This is a genomic window from Halosimplex carlsbadense 2-9-1 (genome assembly GCF_000337455.1).
Taxonomy (GTDB): Archaea; Halobacteriota; Halobacteria; order Halobacteriales; family Haloarculaceae; genus Halosimplex; species Halosimplex carlsbadense.
This window is the reverse complement of sequence record NZ_AOIU01000043.1, coordinates 115207-136396: the sequence shown is the minus strand read 5'-3', so window position 1 is coordinate 136396 and position 21190 is coordinate 115207. Positions and strand designations below refer to the sequence as shown.

At 57.2% G+C, this 21190-nt stretch carries 19 protein-coding genes and 3 pseudogenes; 11 read left to right on the top strand and 11 right to left on the bottom strand.

Going from position 1 to position 21190, the window contains the following annotated elements; translation table 11 throughout:
- A pseudogene (locus C475_RS19165) lies at nt 1–1352 on the bottom strand (type IIL restriction-modification enzyme MmeI); the annotation flags it as partial.
- A gap of 161 nt (nt 1353–1513) precedes the next feature.
- Between C475_RS19165 and C475_RS19160 the strand changes: the two are divergent.
- Nucleotides 1514–3862 carry an Eco57I restriction-modification methylase domain-containing protein gene (locus C475_RS19160; RefSeq protein ID WP_049930983.1) on the top strand — a complete coding sequence of 783 codons (2349 nt, stop codon included), beginning with the start codon at nt 1514–1516 and terminating at the stop codon, nt 3860–3862.
- Between the two features lie 48 nt (nt 3863–3910).
- Here the strand turns inward: C475_RS19160 and C475_RS22585 are convergent, their stop codons facing one another.
- Both C475_RS22585 and C475_RS24040 read right to left on the bottom strand, forming a co-directional pair.
- Nucleotides 3911–4582: a site-specific integrase gene (locus C475_RS22585; RefSeq protein ID WP_006885547.1), complete on the bottom strand. Its 672-nt coding sequence runs from the start codon at nt 4580–4582 to the stop codon at nt 3911–3913.
- A gap of 298 nt (nt 4583–4880) precedes the next feature.
- Nucleotides 4881–5237 (bottom strand): hypothetical protein, encoded by a 357-nt coding sequence (locus C475_RS24040; RefSeq protein ID WP_006885546.1) that lies wholly within the window; start codon nt 5235–5237, stop codon nt 4881–4883.
- A 99-nt stretch (nt 5238–5336) separates the two neighbouring features.
- On the opposite strand from C475_RS24040, the gene C475_RS22575 reads away from it, so the two are divergent.
- Both C475_RS22575 and C475_RS19150 read left to right on the top strand, forming a co-directional pair.
- Nucleotides 5337–5771 (top strand): TRAM domain-containing protein, encoded by a 435-nt coding sequence (locus C475_RS22575; RefSeq protein ID WP_006885545.1) that lies wholly within the window; start codon nt 5337–5339, stop codon nt 5769–5771.
- Nucleotides 5772–5847: 76 nt separating this feature from the next.
- The gene (locus C475_RS19150; RefSeq protein ID WP_235728484.1) at nt 5848–6201 is read left to right on the top strand and encodes a hypothetical protein; all 354 of its coding nucleotides are present in this window, start codon (nt 5848–5850) and stop codon (nt 6199–6201) included.
- 85 nt (nt 6202–6286) lie between these two features.
- On the opposite strand, the gene C475_RS19145 is transcribed toward C475_RS19150, so the two are convergent.
- Nucleotides 6287–6982 (bottom strand): nucleotidyltransferase family protein, encoded by a 696-nt coding sequence (locus C475_RS19145; RefSeq protein ID WP_006885543.1) that lies wholly within the window; start codon nt 6980–6982, stop codon nt 6287–6289.
- Nucleotides 6979–7653, bottom strand: coding sequence for a helix-turn-helix domain-containing protein (locus C475_RS19140; protein WP_006885542.1), 675 nt, complete (start codon nt 7651–7653; stop codon nt 6979–6981). The genes C475_RS19145 and C475_RS19140 overlap by 4 nt, the downstream gene beginning before the upstream one ends.
- A gap of 499 nt (nt 7654–8152) precedes the next feature.
- Between C475_RS19140 and C475_RS19135 the strand changes: the two genes are divergently transcribed.
- Nucleotides 8153–9025 (top strand): ParA family protein, encoded by an 873-nt coding sequence (locus C475_RS19135; RefSeq protein WP_006885541.1) that lies wholly within the window; start codon nt 8153–8155, stop codon nt 9023–9025.
- Nucleotides 9018–9503: a hypothetical protein gene (locus tag C475_RS19130; RefSeq protein ID WP_006885540.1), complete on the top strand. Its 486-nt coding sequence runs from the start codon at nt 9018–9020 to the stop codon at nt 9501–9503. Before C475_RS19135 ends, C475_RS19130 begins: the two co-directional genes overlap by 8 nt.
- A 347-nt stretch (nt 9504–9850) precedes the next feature.
- On the opposite strand, the gene C475_RS19125 is transcribed toward C475_RS19130, so the two are convergent.
- On the bottom strand, nt 9851–10984 hold the full coding sequence (locus C475_RS19125; RefSeq protein ID WP_006885539.1) for a tyrosine-type recombinase/integrase: 1134 nt from the start codon (nt 10982–10984) through the stop codon (nt 9851–9853).
- A 485-nt stretch (nt 10985–11469) separates the two neighbouring features.
- On the opposite strand from C475_RS19125, the gene C475_RS19120 reads away from it, so the two are divergent.
- Nucleotides 11470–11676: a heavy-metal-associated domain-containing protein gene (locus C475_RS19120; RefSeq protein WP_049931001.1), complete on the top strand. Its 207-nt coding sequence runs from the start codon at nt 11470–11472 to the stop codon at nt 11674–11676.
- Here C475_RS19120 and C475_RS25455 read toward each other — a convergent pair.
- A pseudogene (locus C475_RS25455) lies at nt 11673–12001 on the bottom strand (heavy metal translocating P-type ATPase); the annotation flags it as partial. The gene C475_RS19120 and the pseudogene C475_RS25455 sit on opposite strands and share 4 nt — an antisense overlap.
- 1 nt (nt 12002) lies before the next feature.
- A pseudogene (locus C475_RS19115) lies at nt 12003–14084 on the bottom strand (heavy metal translocating P-type ATPase); the annotation flags it as partial.
- Nucleotides 14085–14215: 131 nt separating this feature from the next.
- Here C475_RS19115 and C475_RS19110 point away from each other — a divergent pair.
- Complete coding sequence (locus C475_RS19110) at nt 14216–14770, top strand: ArsR/SmtB family transcription factor (RefSeq protein ID WP_049930978.1); 555 nt, start codon at nt 14216–14218, stop codon at nt 14768–14770.
- Nucleotides 14771–14828: 58 nt separating this feature from the next.
- Here C475_RS19110 and lpdA read toward each other — a convergent pair whose 3' ends face one another.
- Nucleotides 14829–16211, bottom strand: a complete 1383-nt coding sequence (gene lpdA / locus C475_RS19105) for a dihydrolipoyl dehydrogenase (protein ID WP_006885535.1) — start codon at nt 16209–16211, stop codon at nt 14829–14831.
- A 118-nt stretch (nt 16212–16329) separates the two neighbouring features.
- Complete coding sequence (gene merA, locus C475_RS19100; RefSeq protein WP_006885534.1) at nt 16330–17787, bottom strand: mercury(II) reductase; 1458 nt, start codon at nt 17785–17787, stop codon at nt 16330–16332.
- Between the two features lie 118 nt (nt 17788–17905).
- On the opposite strand from merA, the gene C475_RS19095 reads away from it, so the two are divergent.
- From C475_RS19095 to C475_RS19080, 4 genes are all read left to right on the top strand, one after another.
- Nucleotides 17906–18271, top strand: coding sequence for an ArsR/SmtB family transcription factor (locus C475_RS19095; RefSeq protein WP_006885533.1), 366 nt, complete (start codon nt 17906–17908; stop codon nt 18269–18271).
- Nucleotides 18261–18497, top strand: coding sequence for a hypothetical protein (locus C475_RS19090; protein WP_006885532.1), 237 nt, complete (start codon nt 18261–18263; stop codon nt 18495–18497). Before C475_RS19095 ends, C475_RS19090 begins: the two co-directional genes overlap by 11 nt.
- 327 nt (nt 18498–18824) lie before the next feature.
- Nucleotides 18825–19817 (top strand): hypothetical protein, encoded by a 993-nt coding sequence (locus tag C475_RS19085; protein WP_152436520.1) that lies wholly within the window; start codon nt 18825–18827, stop codon nt 19815–19817.
- Nucleotides 19818–19903: 86 nt separating this feature from the next.
- A complete protein-coding gene (locus C475_RS19080; RefSeq protein ID WP_006885530.1) occupies nt 19904–20527 on the top strand; it encodes a helix-turn-helix domain-containing protein in 624 nt (207 codons plus the stop codon).
- Here C475_RS19080 and merB read toward each other — a convergent pair.
- Entirely contained in the window at nt 20524–21132 is a 609-nt protein-coding gene (gene merB, locus C475_RS19075) for an alkylmercury lyase (RefSeq protein WP_006885529.1), read from the bottom strand. The two genes, C475_RS19080 and merB, sit on opposite strands and share 4 nt — an antisense overlap.
- Nucleotides 21133–21190 lie beyond the last annotated feature (58 nt).

The following is a 21190-nucleotide window of genomic DNA, read 5'->3' as shown; positions in this document are numbered from 1 at the left end:
CCTTGCCCTTCAGCTTCGAGTCGTTGGAAATACTCAATGCATTGCATATATAGGTCCATCAGCACCTCCTGTGCGGCGAGAAGGAAGGCGCCACTTCCTACGGCGGGATCGAGAATGTGTGTTTCCTTCAGAATGTCGTGGTAGAGAGTCTCCACATGGCTGGTCTGGACGTTTTCCGTTGGAACTTGCTGGGTTATGGTTCCGCCATCGGCAACAGCTTCTGCGCTACTATCTGCCTCGGGTACGGGGAATCCGAACACATTGTCGATCTCGTCATAGTCTGTGTCCACAGCCTCGTTGAGTTGATCGAGTAGATATGGATGGATCGTCCGTCGGGCCATGAACCCCGTGATCTCTTCCGGTGTGTAGTACGCCCCCATCTCCTTCTGATTGACCGTTTGCTCGAAGATGTGACCCAAGATCGCTGGGGAGAGGTTCTTGGGATCGACGATGTCGAGTCGTTCGTCTACGTTCCAATTCCAGTCGGAGAGAAAGTCGAGGATATCGTCGAAGAGCCCGTTCGTTTCCTCGGCAGAGCCACCTAATTTCGCATCTTCAAACTCCTCTTCGACAGGATTCCTTGCGAACAAGCCACCATTCAGGTACGGAAGGCTGCCGAAGTCAGGGTTCTGCTTGTCTTCCGCGAGGTATTCGAAAAAGAGCGGTTCGTAGAACTCTTCATAATGGTCCCCACCCTTGTCAACGACTTCATTCGGCTGTTCGTGAAGGTAATTCGGGTTCCGATCAAGGAGGCGCTTTTCTTGGATGAAGTATAGGAAGATCATCCGGTCAAGAATGACTTGCACATATCGTTGCTTCGCATCACCACGATCGTCAGGGATGCCTGTGACCTCTTGAATGAGATCTGTCCGGAGCTCCTCGAACTGTTCATAGAACTCCTTGACGACCTGCTGCGTGTCGTAGAGCGTATCGTATATCGCGGCAGAGGAACCGTATTCGATCGAGTTCAGTTTCTGGAGAATAGTGTTCTTCTCCCCGCTGTCCCGCGTGAACTGCTCCTTCGAGAACGAAATCTTTTGATGCTTAATTCGACCGTGCTGCTGCCCCTCCCAGCTTCGGACTCGCGTAATGAAGGTGAAGGTCTCGAAATCGTTGGTGGCAACGAGGTTGGTGTGTCGTGAGCGATTTTCAGGTTTGAAGTCCGCGGCAGTCTCGCCGGGGCCCGCATTGACAATGACGATGAATTCGTCATCATCAAGCTGGACTACTAGCTCGTTATCGCCCCCTAGTTTCGGGCGTGGTTTGAGGCCGCGTTTTTCAAAGGAGCTCGCTATATCCTGTAAAGAGTCCCAGCCCGCGATATCGGATGCGGTGATCTGCTGGAGAGTCATACCACCTGAAAGTTGCTTTACTCATATGAAAATGATGGATACGAGGGTGACTTTCGACTGAACTGGTCAATACACTTGTTACATAGTATGTAAGAAGGAGCTCGCATTCACTAGCATTCGTAGATCAAGTCGAAAACAGCCAATAGCGAGACGCTCAGTTGATGCAATGCATTGAGTATTTCCAACGACTCGAAGCTGAAGGGCAAGGCTGGGAGCTGGAGAGTCGTAGTCGGGAAGAATTAGAGAGTATCGAAGAGGGACACGGGGGGATGTCACTTTTCGCAAAGCGATCTATCATTCTTAACAATCTCTATGGGGTCGATATTGAGGACGGAGCAGTCGAGATCTGCAAACTACGATTGTGGCTGTCGATGGTCGCTGATATCGAGGACGAACCGAACGAGGTCGAACCACTCCCGAATATTGATTTCAACATCCGTCAGGGTAACTCGCTGATCGGGTTCACCGAGCTCCAAGAAGTCGCACGGGAGGATGCCGGTGACGCGTCACTCTCGAATTGGGGTGTCGGAACTGCAGTCAAAGACCTCTATGAGGACATCATCCGGGAACAGGACCGCCATCGAGCAGCGGATTCTGCCCGTGAAGCGCAGAATGCTCGTAAAATGGCTGAGCGAAAAATCGACACGCACAGCGAGGAGCTTAATGAAAAGATTCGCGATCAGTTCAACGAACTTGTCGACGAGGATGTCTCTCTTGAGGAACTAGAGGAGTTCTCACCGTTTCATTGGGTGCTTGAGTTCGCGACAGTCTATCGCGAAGGCGGCTTTGATGTCATCATCGGGAACCCACCGTGGGATGAGCTGAAACCATACCGGACGGACTTCTTCCCAAAGTACGATACTGAGTTTCGTAGCCGCCCGCCAGGTGAAAAGGACAAGAAGGTAGAGGAGCTCTTAGAGAACCCTGAAATCGCTGCCGAATGGGAGAAGTTCCAGCGTGACAAGGAACGGCAAGCGACCTATATCAACCAGAGTGGAGAATACGAGTACCAGACGCCAAGCGTAGAAGGACAACAGGTTGCACGGACGAACGACCTGTCTCTACTGTTCTTCGAGCGCGTCTACGATATCGTCAGAGATGGTGGTTATGTTTCACAGCTGCTTCCTGGTCCGTTCTTCAATGCCGCCGCTGGAAAGGATTTGCGAGTACATGCATTGGAAGAGTCGGAGATTCAGAGTATCATCGGATTTGAAAATCGAGGCATCTTCTCCGACATAGACACTAGATATAATTTCGGTATCGTTACGCTCCGAACAGACGGAAGCACTGATACTGTCCACGGAATCTTTCATCAGACTTCCGTTGACGCTCTCCGGTCGATTGACGACGTAGCTCTAGAAATTCCAGCGCGCATCCTCAAAGAGTATTCTCCCGGAGCTCGAATTTTCCCTAACATCGAGAAACAGCAGGAGGTCTCAGTGCTGGATAAAATTCTCCAGACACCTCCCTTGGCGACTGAAATTGAAGATGCTTGGCGTACGGTCCTGTACAAGGAATTGGATCGGGGACGAGATCGGGATAGATTCATCGAAGACGAATCCAAAGGGGATTATCCGGTCTATCAGGGAAAGAATATCCACCAATTCTGTTATGAGTCGACTTACGTTGACGACCTTGAACCAATCTCTTTGTGGAGTGTCGATGAGGATAACGAGGAGCTGAGCGCGAAGCATCGCGTTCGAGAGAAGAACTTCCGTGCCCGGAACGATGCGATCAGCCTCAAGAAGGCTATCTACAACAAATTTGCTGATGACCCTGCGTTCAGCCATCTCCCGTCAAGTTCCCAGAAGCGTTTCGTCAATCGGTTGCTGACCGAGGAATTCGACCGTCCCGAACTGTCCTTGGAAGACGTCCGTCTCCATAGCTCTGAGTATCGACTTGTGCTCCGTGAAGTCGCTCGTGCAACTGACGAACGGACGCTCATTGCGGCTGTGATTCCGCCAGGTGGAGTCGTCGTCCATACACTGTACACGGTCCGCCCATTCGAGGCGAACCCTACCAAGGACGATCTTCCGGAGTCCCCGATGCACAGCGCTTACGACCGCGTTTTCACTGATAAGGAGCTTTTCGTCGCGCTTGGTCTGATCAACAGTATCCCCTTTGATTTCTTGATGCGGACAAAAGTTGATTCCCACGCCTCGAAGTACAAATTTGAGGAGTCACAGGCGCCCCGACTTACTGACGGAGACGACTGGTTCCACTGTATCGCCGATCGAGCGGCGAAGCTCAACTGTTATGGTGAGGAGTTTGCTGAGATGCGTGAGCGACTCGGTGGGATTAAGCCGGCGACGGATATGGAGACTCGGCGTGAACTACAAGCCGAAGTCGACGCGGCCGTGTTTCACGCATATGGGCTGGATGAGGAGGAAATGCAGTTCGTTCTCGATGACTTCCATCGGGTGTCGAATCCTCGAATTATGACAGAAGGGTACTTCGAGAAGGTTGCTGAGAAATACATTCATCTTGGAGACGTGGGGCCGATGGAATAACTATTGAATAACGCTACGCCTGATTTCCAAACGTTAGTGGGTTCAGCTTTACTGATGAATACTGTCCAGCGCTCGCCGGGTCATCGCTCCATCGACGTTCAGATATTGACGTGCAGTCGTGATGTCCTCCCAACCGAACATTGCTCGGAGTGCGGGAAGATCCAAGCCTCTTCCTGCATGGTATGACGCTGCTGTGGCACGTAGTCCGTGTAACGAGGTTGCGTCGTTAGACAATTCTGGGGACCGTTCTAAGGCCGTTTCCAGTCGCCGCTGTAAGGTCGAGAACGAATACGGCCAACCGCCATGTTCGTCAAGTAGTAATTCAACCGCGACGCGGACTCGATACGAAAAGTGGTACGGAACTGTTCGAGAAGCGGCTTCTGTTTTCGGGAGCCAATAACGCTCAGCAAAGCTCTGGAAATCCGTATTGGGATTGTGATCCAGCCGTTGTTTCACCGCCTGCCGGCAGTATCCACAGATGCCGCCATCCCGTCCCTTCGTACAGTTTTCCTGTGTGGGAATCTGGATCATCTGCCGCTCTAGGTCAACCCACGATGTCGACAAGTGCGTTGTTTCTCCTGGTCGAAGTCCAAGACGGCCTCCAAGGAGAATGGCCGCTCGTGTTTCGAGCCTCCGTTGCGTATCTCCTATTCGTCCAGCCCCTTCTAACAGTAGTTCGAACTCGCGTTCGCTAAGAGCCCTCTCTCGTGTTGCTACCATATTTATCGCTGTCTGTCGATACAAAGATAATCCGCATCTTCTTCGAGTGTCAAGGTGAATCGGTTCATAGCCGCCAGAATTGTAGTCTGATATGACAGGAAGTACTTATGGGTGCCGTCCGGACGAAGCGTATGGGACTCTTTGAGACCTTATTTAGCTCATCCACCGGGGATACTGTCCCTCAGGCAAAGCAACCGAGTCAGCACGAAATCTTCCCCGAGGACAAGTACAATGTCGCATACGCTGTAGCCGCTCGGCGTGAAGAAATTCGGGCGTTAGAACACCTTCTAGAAGCGGATCAGACCTCACCTATCGCCTTGGAGGCTGAGCCTTTCTTCAGGATATAATCGAAGATATGGAGCGGGATCGGGAATATTCCCTCCGCCTTCGCACCTCTGGGGAGGAGCTCGTCAACGATATCCGTGAACTCATAGAGCATTGGGACAATCAGGTAGATGAGCAGATAGGGACGATTTGGTGGCCTATCGGAGCAGATACGACGTTCAGGTTGTACCTCCATTATCTGGAACTCCGTGCTGACGCGGAGGATGACCAATTTTCGTTCCCGGAGTCTGCTGGACAGGTTCACACTCTCGTCCAGCGTGGTCTTAGTGCAATAGAAGATGATGACGACTCGAAGCTCGCTGTAGTCCACAAGCGAGATATTCCTTGGGAAGAAACAGCTGATGACAGCTGATCCAGTTCGCTCCTTCTCAAAGAGACCGGTTAATTGTATCCAGTATCAAACCCAGCTATGGTAGAAATCTCAGACTCCCTGTGTTCGCTGTTCACTGCGAAAATTAAGGAGGAGGATGGCACATTCGTCATCGAGATTCCTCCGAGTGAGATCAAGCATGGGGCGCTGACAGTTGATAAAACGTACCGCATCGCTCTTCTTGATTCATCCTCCGAAGCTGAATCAACATCTCCACAGGGCCCACGGCATCCCGCCTCTCAGGGGAGCACGAGCCATGATTCATCTGGTCCTCCTGTTGGTGAGGGAGAAGTGCGCGACGTGACAATCGAAACCGTCGGTGATCAAGGAGACGGTATTGCGAAAGTCGAACGGGGGTACGTCGTGATCGTTCCTGGCGCTCAACCCGGCGACGAGCCAACAGTCGAAATCGAACAAGTTCAGGAGAACGTCGCGTTTGCGAGCATCGTCGATAGCGATCCGCGAGCACTCTAACCCATTGTCCCTTCTGTGGATCGGTCTTCTTCTCGGTAAACCATCGGTGTGAGAAGGCTCCGTTCGCGTTTGTCTGATGGAGGTGATTCTGAAAGCCACGTCACGTTTTCTTCACGCGTTCGCGATGGCACAACCTTCCAAGGCCGAAATTCAATCTATGACAAAGGAACCGATTGAGGTACTCGACGACCTGGCCGACCAGGTCGCCGATGAGTTCGAGGCGTATAGACAGCCGGACGAATTCAAGGATGTCTCGCTCGTGATTGAGAACAGCGACAAGGAGCGTCCGACGCTGATCGTCCACGTTGATAGGGAAGATGCGGAGTCCCTTGCCGACCGTATTGATGAGTTCCTCCGCGAGCACTGTGCTCGTACTGAACGGGAACGACACTCCGCTACGGATGTCCGTGTGTTAGCGACGGTCGACTGACACCGCCCCTCCAATTTTTTGACCGACTGCAACCACCCCTGATGAAGCCATGTCTTTACTTCCGATCAACGAGGTCCCGACCGATTCAGCTCAGGTGATCAATCTGCGCAGACAGATACTCTTGAAGAGCGTCGACCGTTTCTTCTGAAACAGCGGAGGCCCCGAAGTCGCTCCGAAATCCGTGCCTGAGTTCGTCGCTCTCTAAGATTTCCAGTCCACGCTCGAGTTGCTCCCGGAGCGCATCGTCGTCCCCTCTTCGCAGGTGAGGCGTGACAGCGTCAAGGTCGATTTCTTCTGCCACTGCTAGGACGTCCCGGAGGTCTGTTTCACGGCCGCTGTGGAGCTTTGCCGCGACGAGGACTGTCCCATCGATGACTCTGGCTGTCGTCGTCACTGTGCCTCCGCTCACCTCCTGTTGGTGGCTGTGGTCGTACAGATAGTCGAACGACCACTGTGCCTCGGTCTGGCGACACCCGAGTCCGTTTACCAGGAGATCGAAGCCGATCGGCTGCTGAGGCGTGAGCCGCTTCTCGTACTCGATCACTTCGGTGTCGTAGAACCACTCCTTGGCGTGGCTGTCCGTTTCCTCGAAGCCCTGCCGTTCGAGGAATTCGACGAAGTCAGCCTTGGAGTCCGGCGCGACGACGATATCGAGGTCCGTTGAGAAGCGAGCATTGAACGCTGAGACAGCGTAACCGCCGACAAGGACGTACTCATGGCCATCTTGGGTGAGCTCCTCGAGCAGTTCGATGAGCGCGTCACTTCGGTTGTTGAAACTCATGGCTGCGCCCGTTCGGTCTCTCGATACGTGACGCCGATGTCGAGGTCCTCGTACATCCGGTCGAGCATTGCCAGCGCCGACTGGAACTGGGCGTAGTTCTCGCGCATATACTCGATTGTCTCTGCTCTTGGGATTACCGGGTACCCTTCGACGTGCTCGATGTCGAGTGAAGCGCGTGGCTCGAGGACGATCTGCAGCGGTCCGTCCAACTCGTCTTGGGGCTGTCGCTCGAATGCGGTGGGGAGGTCGAATGACTCGAAAAACGTCTCCCAGGCGTCGACGTCCTGCTCACGAACAGCGAGGAACAATGGATAATCGTCGGGCTCGCGACCGACTTGGTAGCCGCCTTGGGTCCACACGTAGACGGCGTCGATCCGCGTGAACGCGAACGGCCAGTCACCAAACTGTGGGATGACATACGTTTCCTCGATAGAGGGTGGACTGACGCCGGCGCTGGCAGCGACGAGGTCGCGGGCTGCGTCGCGTACGCGCTCGTCGACGACAGTGAGGCCGTCGTCATAGGATACGTAGCCCGCGTCTTCGAGCCGATTTACGGCCTGTCTTACCGTCTCGTACGGCGTGTGAAGGTGTTGGGCGACACGACGGATGGAGTCACCACTCTCGATGGCGAGGATGGTCTGTGCCGCCGTGTCGTCGAGCACCTCATACATCTGGTGGTTACCAATAATCCGGTAATAGTTAAAAGTCTTACTTGAGAACTGGCTATAGTGGCTCTGACTAGGTTCCACCACTCAGGACTCTCCATTAGATGACTGGACTATTTAGACATCATAAAAAATCTACACAATTCGAATAATGTAGATAATGTAGATTGCGTGTTCCGAAAATTAGTGCTGGATGTGGGTGGCGGCGATCGGGATGAATACGTCTGGGATGCAGAAAATACACATTATGCGAATTATGTGAGGCTGGCGGTGATTATGACGAATGAGGATTGTATTGGCAATCTACAAAATCTACAAAATGTAGGTTGTGTAGGTAGCGTACGCAATCTGTCTGACGCAGAATTAAGGTGGACGAGCTTCATTGACCGCGTATGAACAGAGCAAAACGTACATTATCCACGAAACTCGCGCAACCTTCAATATCTACACAATGTACATTATTTACAAAATGTACAAAATTTACTTCTTGCGGGGGTGCTGACCTATGAGTGCTGACGAGTTCGAGGGACTTCCTGGAGCAGCTGTCTCGTTGCTCAAGGGAGGCGTGGGAAAATCCACCATCGCGCTCAATATCGCTGATCGACTCGCTGCTCGTGGCCATGAGACAGTCCTACTGGATCTGGATAAGGACGGGCATATGACGACCCAGCTTGGGTACGACGATGCGTACGACCGAGATGCTGACCTCGGTGACGCCCTCATCGATGGTGGGGACCCCGAAGACCTGCTTATTGAGACGGATTTCGGTGTTCACCTTCTCCCATCGAGCAACGAGCTCGAGAACGTTGAGACGAGGCTGAAAGACGAGCGGTTCGCAGACGTGAAGCTTCGGCGGAACGTCGTCGATCCGCTCATCCAAAACGGATACGACTACGTGATAATTGATGCTGCTGGCGGCCGTGGGAAGCTCTCCGATAACGCCCTCATCGCCGTCCAGCGCGTCATAGTCCCGCTGATTCCGCGTGCTGGCTCGATTAATGGGCTCAATAAGATGATTGAGCGCCAAATCTCCCCAATCCGGCAGAATATTGGATTGGATATCCTCGCAGTTACCCCGAATATGATTCGTGAAACAATGGGCCAACACAACGAGCATCGAACTCTCGTTGAAAATCTCAACCGGGAGTTCGGTTCGTTCGTCCCTGAGTACGCTCGTGTCGACCCAGAAATCTTCGAAGCCCTCGATGATTCGGGATGCACCATTGATAGTATCCCGAAGCCAGGGATTCGCGAACGGACCGCAATTTCTCGCGCCTTCAAGCAAGGAATGCCCGTCTCGGAGTTTGACGAAGATTGTGACCAGATCCCGAATTTCGACCACTTAGCGGACCTTGTGGAGGAACACAGTCATGCCTAATGAGGACGACCGTTTCGGAGACGTCGCGGAACAGCTCAAACAAACAGAGGAAGAAGTCGAATCGGACGACGACGAACGTACTGACACCGAGGCTGAATCGCAGCCAGATGAGGAGATAGCAACCGAGGACACAGAGTCAGAAACTGAGTCTACTCCTAAGCAGGATGAGGAGGATGTGGACGAATCCACCGGTGGGCCGGCCTTCCCCTTTGACGAGACGGATATGCACGGGTTCTATGTTCGGGAGGAGACCTGGAATGGCGTCACCCGGATGCGATCATCGGTGGCTGCTGCATGTTCTATGTTTGATGTCCCCGAATTTGAGGGAAGAGAGTTTCAGGATGCGTGTCTTCAGGTGATTGCGGATCACGGTGACGAGGTCGCCCTCCAGATCCTTCGAGAGCGTGATATCGAAGCTGATGAGGAACGTGTACAGGAAGTTGTGGAGATGCTGAGCGAGCAGGCCGCGAACGACTAAATGGGAATTCGGTCAATTGTCTCCACTATCTGCGTTTCGCACATTTTGTACATTATGTAGATAATGAGATATCCACCTGCTTGGAGTCTTGCGATTATGCTCGAAACTGGGTCCGAACGTCCGTCGCAGTTTAGGTATAGCGATATGCGATTTATAATTTCGTCAAGGCCCGAATTTCTGGATATAGGGCCCTTCTACCGTGTAAATATTGGATTTGTGGCTCCTACAACAAGTGGTCCTGATTACGCCGGTAATCCATTGCTATTCCTAAGAGCATTGGTATGGAGAATAAAAAATCCAAAGAGACGAGACGGTAGGCCAATTCGGTTTAGCCAGTCGAGGTTCTGTTACTCGTTGAGGGCTTGCTCTAACCGGTTTCGCCGTTCGATAACGTTTTGTTCGCGATAAGATTCGTGGGTGGTTTCAATCGACTCGTGGCGGAGAGTTTCTTGAGCCAGCTCGGCATCCTGGGCGTAAAGATCACTGCCGAACCCTCTGCGTCCCCCGTGGGGTTTCAGATACTCGCCATCAATATCGATGTCGGCGCTCTCACACAGCCGTTTCATCAACGATCGAGCGCCGTTTTTCGAGAGTGCCGGCGGCGAGATCTCGCGTTCTCGGAGGAGTGTCATCGCCGTCTTCTCGTCTAGAACCGATTCGATGGCGTCAGCATCCCATCCGAGGTCTCTGAGCCCGTTCTCAGCGGCTTGGGCAAGTGATGGGTGGTGTCGCGTCGGGAACACCGGATAGTCCTCTGCTGCGGGGTCAAGAACGGTCCGGTACCGCTCGAGACATTCGACGACCTGGTCGGTCAAGGGGATCGGCTGTCGTTCGCGCGTCTTGCCGAAGACCTGTGCTACCCCCCGGTTGAGATCGACGTCGTTCCAGCGAAGACCATTGCGGTACTCATCACGCGGGTCGTTGAACAGCTCCGCCCCACGGGCCCCAGTGAGCGCGAGCATCGTCACGATTGCTCGATCGCGGAAGGCTCGTTCGCGTGCGTCTGTAGAGTCGTCAAGTGCGCTGTGTGCTCGTTCGTTCACGAAGGCGAGCAGGGCGTCGCGTGCGTCGGCCGACCAAAATTGACGGTCGTGATCGCCGTGATGCTCGGGGAGTTCCTTTTTAACGCGATTAGGGCGGGCTGGGTTGGCATCGAGACGTTCGTCGTCGACGCACCAGCCGAGGAAGGCCCGGACAATTGTGAAGTAGGGCCCGTTCGCGTGAGCAGAGGCTGCCGAAAGCTCGTTCTCGTCGTCGCGGACGCGTTCTCGAAGCCACTGGGCGTACCGGCGACAATCGAGGACGTCTAAGTCCTCAAGGGTCGTCACGTTCCGCTGGTGCTCCAAGTACTCCGCGAACATACTGAGGACCAGTTCGTTGTTCGTTCGGTAGTTTCCCGAGTCGAGGCTGGCGAGTCGCGCTTCAATCGCAGCCTCAATGTCGGTCTCGGGGCGTGAACCTCCGGTCTCTGCGGCTGTCATTGATTCGGATCGGGGGACGGTGGCCATCTACTAATATTTACTGTGTCTTTTCGCACTAAGACATAGTAAATGAGTGGGGCCACTAATCGACTGAATACGGTATTGTGAGGGCTTGAAATTGCCAATGGCGAGATTATAAATCCTATAATGCTATACAATTTTGAGACTGTCTGGAACAGCACAGGTTCGGCATCTGGATTTCTACAAACCACCAATGGTCTTACTTGCGAGTGAAGATCGAACAATCCTGATTCTTTAGGGTGGTTTGTGGACTCCACCTGTAGCCGACTAATACACCCATGGAGCGTTGGATGGATATGGGCGTCTTCTCTCTCTGTCGTCAGCTATCCACATCTCAAAGAGTCTCCACTCCTTGAGGGGCGACACAAACAACTCTCCGTACGATATCGTCCGCATCCAATAGTGATGATACCGATACAACGGCTACCGTAATGGTCATCCCCCACGAGCGTTTACAGACACGTATGCAGCGAAAAACGATTTCCGTTACCGGGATGTCGTGCAACGGATGCGAACAGAACGTGGAGACTGCCCTGCGAACCCTCGATGGTGTGAATCGGGTCGAGGCCGACAACGAAGCGGACACGGTCGAGGTAGTCCTCGAGGATAGGGTCTCCGACGGCGACGTGAACGCAGCGATCGAACAAGCTGGCTATGACGTGGTAGCCTAATCGGCCGTCGCTCGGCCGTCTCTCACGTCATCGTCCGTGCGATTGTCCAGGGCGAACTCGGTGTTGACGCCCTCCCCGGAGAGGAGCTGCCCAGCGAAGCTGTTGGCGAGGACGGCCGAGACGGACAACACCATCGCGAGCATCGCGAACACCGGGTGAACGAGCCCGGTCGTCGCGGCGGCGACACCGACGCCATTGAATGCGAAGGCCGTCGCGAGGTTCTGGCGGGTCTTCCGGTAGCTCTCCGTGCCGATCTCGTACGCGTCCATCACGCCCCCCAGCCGGTCTCCCATCAGGACGATATCAGCCGATTCGATGGCAATATNGCCATTGAATGCGAAGGCCGTCGCGAGGTTCTGGCGGGTCTTCCGGTAGCTCTCCGTGCCGATCTCGTACGCGTCCATCACGCCACCCAGCCGGTCTCCCATCAGGACGATATCAGCCGATTCGATGGCAATATCGGTGCCGGCGCCGATGGCGATCCCGATATCTGCCTGCGTGAGTGCGGGCGCGTCGTTAATACCATCGCCGACCATCGCCACGCGGTGGCCGGCGTCTTGCAGCCGACCGATCTCCGCGCGCTTCTCGTCGGGCAGAACGTCAGCCATAACCCGATCGATGTCGACCGCCTCGGCGACCGCCTGTGCGGTGCGCTCGTTGTCGCCGGTGATCATCACGGGCGTGATACCGGCCTCGTGCATCCGCCGGACGGTCGCGGCGGCGTCTGCCTTGCGTTCGTCGCCGATGCCGATTAGGCCCACGAGGGTATCGCCGCGGGCGACGCACGAGACCGTGCGGCCGCGATGCTGGAGGCGCTCGATCTCGCCTGTCGCCTGCGAGAGGTCGACGCCCTCGTCGGCGAGCCAGCCTGGCTTCCCGACGAGCACGTCGTCACCCGCCACGGTCGCCCGAACGCCCTTCCCGGTCACGGAGTCGAACGTCTCGGGATCGGCGTACTCGACGCCCTGCTCGTCGGCGGCCTCGAGGATCGCGTCCGCGAGCGGGTGCTCCGAGAAGGCCTCCGCGCTCGCCGCCATCGCCAGCACATCGGATTCGGCGCCATCGAGCCCAACCACCTCGCTGACCGCGGGTTCGCCGACGGTGATGGTGCCGGTCTTATCGAGGACGATGTGGTCGACGTCGGGGAAGATCTGGAACGCGTCGCCGGAGCGCATCAGGATGCCGCGGTTCGCCGCTTTCCCGCCGCCCCGGATGAGGGCCAGCGGTGTCGCCATTCCCAGCGCACACGGATAGCCGAGGACGAGGACGGCCAGCGCTGCGAACGCCCCGCGCTGGACGTTCGGCCCGGCTCCCCACGCGAGCGGTGCGAACACCCAGAAGAGAAACGAGAGCGCGGCAATCGTCAACACAGCCGGGACGAAATACTTGAGCACCCGGTCGGCAAGCTGGATGATGCCGGGCTTCATCGCCCGCGCCTCCTCGATCTCGCGGGCGACCTGGTTCAGGAACGCGTCCTCACCGGTCGCGGTTACTTCGATGAGGAGTGCCCCAGTCTCGTTGACGCTGCCGCCGATTACCGCGTCGTCTTGGGCCTTCTCCTCGGGCATAGACTCACCGGTGGCGACCGACTCGTCGACCGTGGACGTACCCTCGATGACCGTCCCGTCGACGGGAATGCTCTCCCCGGGCTTGACCCGGACGCGATCACCGACCTCGAGGTCCTCGACGGGAACCTCCTCGACGGCGCCGTTATCATTGACGCGGCGTGCCGTATCGGGTTGGAGGTCGAGGAGGCCTTGGACGGCCTGTGAGGCCCGGGTGCGGACGATGAGGCTGGTGTATTCAGAGAGGATGTGGTAGGTGGTAATGAACACGGAGACGGCGAAGAAGTGGACGGTCGGGAAGCCCGGAAACACGAACAGGCCGAGCAGACCGCCGAGGAGCCCGGCGAACGCGCCACCCTCTAGCAGAACGTGCTGGTTGAGAATCCCCCGGCGGAGGCTCTGGAACGCTTTCGTTTTGATATACCGTCCGGGACCGAACATCGTGCCCAGCGCCAGCCCCAGGGTCACCAGATCCATCGCGAGGGAGGACGACTCGAAGCGCCCCATTACGACGATCATCCAGCCCATTAGTGCGGCAACGACAATAGATGCGCCGCCGGCAAGGAGGAGGCGACGCTTTCCGTCGGCGAGTTCGGCCTGCTGTTGCTCGTATCGCTTCGCTTTGTCCGGGTCGCGGATGGTGTAGCCGAGATCCCGAAGCGTGTCCTTCACTGCGACCTCGCTCAGGAGCTCATCGTCGTACTCGACGAGGACCTCCTCGTGGGCGAGACTCACGTCGACGTCCTCGACGCCGTCGGTCCGACTGTATGCCTTCTTGATGCTCTCCGCGCAGAACGAGCAAGACATCCCCCCGACATTGAATTGGTCGTGTGTCGTTCCCATCGTGACTGTTGATTATCGTGCGACGCGGATAACCATTACGACGAGAGTTATAGCGGTATCGACGTACTAATACCACTGTCGAGAGTGTGGCGTTACTCTTACTGTCGTCGTCCACCTACGCCATCACAAGAATGGCGCTTCTCGAATCTGACGTGCCGATCCGCGAAGTTGTGACCACGGACCCGGAGAAGGCGAAGGCGCTGGAAAACGACGTCCGGGCGAAGATTCTCGATATGCTCGCTGCAGAGGAACTGACGATCGAGGAGATTCACGACGAACTGCATCGTCGTGGCGAGGAGAAGGCCGAGACGACGGTGCGCCATCACGTGAACGTCCTGAAAGATGCGGGGATGGTCGAGATTGCCCGGCTCGAAGAGGCTGGTGGGGGGACGCGGAAGTACTACAAGTCGAACACGCGGGTCTTCTCGTACGACCTTCCGGAGAATAGTGTCGAGCAACTTGCTTCGGCGCAGGAAACGACTAGTGAGGAGCTGGCTGGGCTGATCGAGACACTTGCCGAGCAGCACGGCGACGAGATCGAGGCTGTGGCCCGGGAAATGAAGCCATGTGAATACTGCGAGACACAGCACTACGAGGAGTTCGTCGTTCGGGAACTACTCAATCGTGCGCTCATCGACCTCGGCGAAACCGGGGAGCTCGACGATCTCCTATCGACAACAGAGTGAGTGATTTCGCGGTGAAACATCGCCTGCTCTGTGACGTGATGCCCCTCTTCGAGACGCGTTACGAGGGTTTGTGAACGCCTCCGGCGGCGGAGTTGATGCTCTCGGGGAGCGTGGGGTGGATGTGCATCGTCTCGGCGATCTGCTCGGCCGTCGCCCCGAGTTCGATGGCGAGGACGAGTTCGTGGACGATCTCGGCGCCCTGTTCGCCGACGACGTGTGCGCCAAGTAACTCGTCAGTCTCGGCGTCTGTGACGAGTTTGACGAATCCCTCGGTCTCACCGAGCGCCTTCGGCTTCCCCTGGTCAGCGAAGTCCTGGCGGCCGATGCCCACCTCGTACCCTTCGTCTCGGGCCTCCTGTTCGGTCAGTCCGGCGTGGCCGACCTGCGGGTCGGTGAACACGGCCCACGGGACGGTTCGGCCCTCGGTGCTGATCGATTCGTCTTTCGCGAGGTGGCGGTACAACAGGTCTGCGTCGTCGCGCGCGGAATGTGTGAACATTGGCGGTCCGCTCACGTCGCCGATGGCGTAGACACCGTCAGCAGTCGTGCTGAAGCTGTCGTCTGTCTCGACGAACCCCCGCTCGTCGAGTGACACGCCGACATCTTCGAGCCGGAGACCGTCTGTGTTCGGTGTCCGACCAGCGGCGAGCGCGACGTCCGAGACGGTGACGGAGACAGGGTCGTCGGCATCGGCATCGACGCGGATGCCGGAATCAGTCTTGGAAAGCGCCGTCACCGGGGCGTCGGTCTGGACTGAGATGCCTTCGTCTTCGAATGCAGATTCGATGACCTCGCTCACGTCCGGATCTTCATCCGGGAGGAGGCGGTCACCGCGCTGGAAGACGGTGACGTCAGCCCCGAATCGACTGTACATCTGGGCGTACTCACAGCCGACGTACCCACCGCCGATGACGGCCAACGAGTCGGGGACCGAGTCACGCTCCAGTAGATCGGTGCTATCCTGCACGTCGATGTCGTCGAGGCCGTCTATCTGCGGCTTCGTCGGCCGGGCGCCTGTATTGATAACGATGGTGTCGGCCGAGAGGGTCTGGTTGTCAACCTGGATTTCGTGAGCAGAAGCGAAAACACCGTGGCCTTCGATGAAATCGATGTTCTCGTTGCTCTCGACGTTCTCGCAGGCGCCCTCGCGGATGCTCTCGACGATGTCGTCTTTTCGCTGGACGATTGCGTCCATATCGGCCTCAATAGCGCCGTCGATGTCGATACCGAATTCCTCGCTGCGGCGGGCGAGGTTTGCGACCTCCGCGCTCCGGAGCATCGTCTTTGTCGGGATACACCCACGATTGAGACAGGTTCCGCCGAGGAGATCCTCCTCGACGAGTGCTGTCTTCATGCCCGAGTACGCGCACTTCATCGCGACGGGGAGGCCGGCCATTCCGCCCCCGAGGACGAGCAGGTCGTACTTGTATCCGTTACTCATTGTCTTGGCCCCCGATCTGGATTGTATCGTCGCCTGCCGTCGCTTCTCGGGTGATGCACTGAACAGGAATCACTGTATTCTCGGATACGGTCATAATTCGGATAATGCTGGTGGGGGGTTACTGGACGCAGCAGCTCATTGTGGATGTGTCCCGCCGGAACGCCTGGCAGGCGTGTTTGAACGCCTCGCTGAACGTCGGGAACGGGTGGATGGTGTCGATGATATCGTCGACGGTGAGGCCGAACTTCACCGCCAGCGTGGCTTCCATGATCATGTCGGCGGCCCGGGGCCCGACCATGTGGACACCGACGATCTCGTCGGTCTCGTGGTGTTTGACAACCTGAACGAGGCCATCGGTATTCTTGACCGCCTTCGCCCGTGGGACGTCCTCCATCTCGACGGTCCGACACGAACAGGTGCCGTGCTCGTCCATATACTCCAGTTCAGTTGTGCCGACGGCGGCGACCTCGGGGTCGGTGAAGACGACTGCGGGGACCGAATCGTAGTCGATGCTGACGCCCTCGTCGCCGAAGGCGTTCTTGATGGCGTGGTTACCCTCCTTGGCGGCGACGGTCTCCAGTTCGGGGTCGCCGATCACGTCGCCGGCGGCGTACACGTCGGGATTGGTCGTCTGGAAGTGCTCGTCAACGTGGATCGTCCCATCGTCGTTCGTTTCGACCCCCACGGTTTCCAGGCCGATTCCGTCGCTGTTTGGCTGAACACCGGTCGCGACGAATAGTGCGTCGCCGGTGACTGAGCGCTCGGTGCCGTCGACGAGTGTTTCGACGGCCACGCCCGACTGTATTGTTTCGCTACCACCGTCGGTCGCTGGTGCGCGCACGCGTTGGAAGCCGTTTCCGGTGATAACCTCGATGCCCTCCTCCTGGAAGGCACATTGCATCTCGCGACCGAGTTGCCCTTCCATCCCCGAGAGCACGCGCTCGGAGCGCTGGAGGATGGTCACGTCGACGCCGACGCGGTGGAGGATTTGCCCCCACTCAAGAGCGATGTAGCCGCCACCGAGCATCACGATGCTCTCTGGGAGGTCGCGCTCCTTGAGGATGGTCTCGCTCGTGTAATAGTCGACTTCGTCGAGGCCATCGATGGGTGGTGCCCAGGGTGAACTTCCAGTCGCGACGAGTGCCCTCTCCCCAGTGATACGCGCGCCCTCGTCCACGCCGTCGACGACCTCGATGGTCGTGTCGTCGACCAGTTCGCCGTAGCCCTCGTAGATGTCGGTCTCGAAGTATTCGGCGACATCGACGTAGTTCTCTTGCCGGAATCGCTCGACGAGTTCGTCGGTGCCGTCCAGGGCGGCCGCCCAATCGATGGTGGGTTCGCCATCGCTGTACTGGACTGCCTCGAACGGATTCTCCTGCGGTGTGGCTGCCTTCTCGCCCACCGCGAGCAGATGCTTGCTGGGCACACAGCCGACGTTCACGCAGGTGCCACCGAGTGGCAGGCCCGTATTCACCATCGCTGTCGACAGGCCCCGGCGACTCGCTTCGGTGATTGCGGCGAACGATGCAGCACCACCGCCGAGAATCACCAGATCGTACTTAATTGGGTCAGACATTCTAATACTCGTTGTATCGTTTGGGTCTTGAAGATTCTGCTCTACACGTCTTTAAAACCTGATCTCGGTCACTAGTCCTCCGAAAGGACTATACTCAAATGAGAGTTTTGCTATTGTAATGAGTATCAACCTCCTCCAGCCGAACGACGACGTGAACGAGGCTCGGGCGAACATTTTCAGTGCACTCGGTGACCCAACTAGACTCCGGATCTTCCAGACACTCGTCGAGGCAGACGAACCACTCAACGTGGGCGAACTGTGCGACCGTACCGACCTCGGGACGAATCTAGTCTCACATCACCTCCAGTGTCTCAAGAACTGCCAGCTCGTCGACGCGGAGCGCGACGGCCGCAAGAAGTACTATGAGGTGAGTCGGTCGGAAGCCGTCGAGATGCTCTCACTGGCTGATGATTGTATTCGCCAGAATATCGAGAGTGTCCTCGGATGCGAGATCGTCACCGAGGCTGAGACCGATGAGCAGTGACACTGACTCGTGGCTCCCGTATGCGGGGATCGGTGGCGTCGTCGTGTGCTGTCTCGGCCTCGAGGTGCTTGGTGGGGCGGTGGTGCTCGGTGGCCTCGCGACCACCATCGGTCTCTCGACGGGCCTGACGTATTTGGTGGTTCTCGGTCTAGCCGGGTTGCTCGCGCTGGGACTCGCTGCTGGCTATCACCACATCGGGGAGGTGAACGATGGGATCCTCGGTTGACGGGTCGCCGTGGAGGCTCCTCGGACTGGCGGGTGCATTCAGTGAACGCGAAGGATGTGACATAATGAAACACATGAGTGGAGTCGGTCCCCAGACAGATGTCACCGTCATCACCCTCTATCAATGACTCCGCGACAGCAGACTGACCGCTCGGAGAGCGATAAACAGCGTACAGCACGGCGGATGGGCCACCGTCTCCTGACTCGGGGACTAGTCCTCGCCGTTGCATTGCTGTTCGTGCAACCGGTAGCCGCCCATAGCGGCAGTATCCACGCTAGTACTCCCCACTGGGCGTTTCTATTGCTGATCCTGGGTGGGGGTGTGGTTATGGGAGGCAGTGCGTTTCTCGGACAGCGGGTGTGGAGTGATCACCCGACACGGACTCTTAGCGGCGTTTTGATCGGGCTCGGAGTGGCGCTACTCGGGACGATCGCTATCATCCAAATCCAAATCGAACCTGTCGGAACGACACCGTCGCTCCACGCGTGGTATCCGCCACTCGCCGTGGTCATAACTGGGTTACTCACGACGGGGAGCCTGTTGCTCGGCGTCTGGCAGTGGCCAACCCGACCCGAGTACAGTGCCCTTGGGTTCGCACTCGGAATCTGGGTCGGCTATCCGGCACTGATGCCGAACAGCGGATATCGGAACCCGCTCGGCTACCTGCTCGTGGTCGTCGTCCCCCTGCTCGCTGGATACATTCTCTGGCGGGATGTGTGGCCACTCATCCGGAGCGACGTAATTGACGGGATCTCCGGGCGCGTTGGCGGTCTCGTCGCAGCCATGTTCGGCGTGTTTTTCCTGTTCTCCGCGGGGCTGTTCACCGTGAATCCGGAACAGGGCGTGAACGGCCCCACGAGTGCGTTTGTGACGACAGCGAGCTTTGCAAATCCGCTGGTCGTGTGGCCTGCCGTCGAATTCTATCTCCCTTCGCTCCCGCTCGCGGGAGCGATGTCGGTCGGCACCGCCCTCCTCATCGGTACACTGGTCGGGCTCATCGGGTTGAATGCATCGATGATGACGTCCGTCTGGCAGCGCAGCTTGGAGCTTCCATCGTCTGGAGGGGTTCTCGGTGGACTCGCCACGACGGGCGCGACAGCTTGCTGTTGCTGTGGTCCGGCAGTGTACGCCGTTGCAAGTGTGTTCTTTGGCGTCTCGGCGAGTCCGCTCTACTGGGCGTTCATCGATCCGGCATCACCGCTCGGGGCGCTCTTCTTTGCGGCTGCCGTCATCCTGCTCGTCTGGAGCGCCAAGCGGTTCGCGGCTCAACTCGCCGATACCGATGCGTGTTCAGTACAGCCTACACACGGCGATGAGTGACGATCGCACTCTGCCCATGCCGGCCACAACATTGCCCAGTATACTGGGCACAGCGTTCATTCTATTGCACCAGTAATACTGACAGTATGCGCCAGGCCGTGCTCAGCGTCTCGTCCGAGGCAGTGGCCGACTACGGGTTCGCCGTCTTCCAGGACGCGGGGTTACGCGACATCGAGATTCTCTCGTGTGAGGGAGCGCGTGGCGTTTCTCGCATCCACCTCACGGAAGAACCGGATGAACAGCGGCTCAATGAGATCGACACCATTCGATGGTGGGAGCAAGTCGCGACCGACGGCGCGGAATACGTCTACCTCCTCGAGATGGATGTCACCGATCAGTTAGCGCGGGAGGGTGTCGACGCCGACGAGATGCCCCGAGGTGAATGGGTCAACGTTGACGAGCACGAGTTTTCCTTCGAACAGGCTGGCACACAGGACACCCTCAGCGAGGCGATAGCCGACCTAGAGGACGCCGGGTTCGACATCACACTGAAACGACTCCGTGACTATCACTACCAGGAGACTCCCCTGGATGCGTTGACAGAGCGACAACGGGAGGTGCTCGAGCTCGCGTATGAACTCGGGTATTACGATGTCCCCCGGGACTCTTCGACGGAGGAGATTGCGGCGGAGTTCGGCATCGATGGGTCCACGGTCGTCGAACACCTCCAGCGGGCGGAACACAACCTGCTGTCAACGCTACTCAGCTAATCGAGATCGACGTACTGTTGGACGAACGCTCGCACTGTCTGTGGCTGTACCAGCACGGTTTTGCCCGTCGTGTCCGCACGCCACTGGTCGTAGGTATCCCTCGATTCGAAGGCGTTGATATACTGGCAGAACGCGGCACTGACACTCGACGCGTCTGCCTGGAACATCCAGCTGAAGATGGATTCATCAGTAGATTCGAGCGCTGGAATCGACGGCGCAACTCCGAACGAGATCACGGCATCCGCTGGGGAGATATCCATCGCTTCATCGCCAACGGTGAACGTGACCGGCGTCCGCGTCACAGGATCGACAGACCGTACGGTCACCGGAGTGTGGCCCTCCAATTCTGCGGCCGTGAGCGCGTCCACCACGCACGGGGAGTAGTGAACGTGGCCATCCACGTGGACTTCGTGTCGCGTTGGCTCTTCGGTGTACATGTCTGCAGCCTCGATGGTCTGGTCGCTCGCCGCAAGGTGGTCGGCAAACTGTGCCCAGTACGCTGCCAGCGTTCCGGGAGTCGTTTCGAGATTGCCGACTGCTGCGAGGTGGTCCGCGAAGTCGGCCGGGAGTTCGATGGGGTCGTCGACGTTGGTATCAATTGCCATTGCAGGTCACAAGACAGGCCGAATAATCGTGAGGATTGTTTCCATGTAGCTGGGTGGA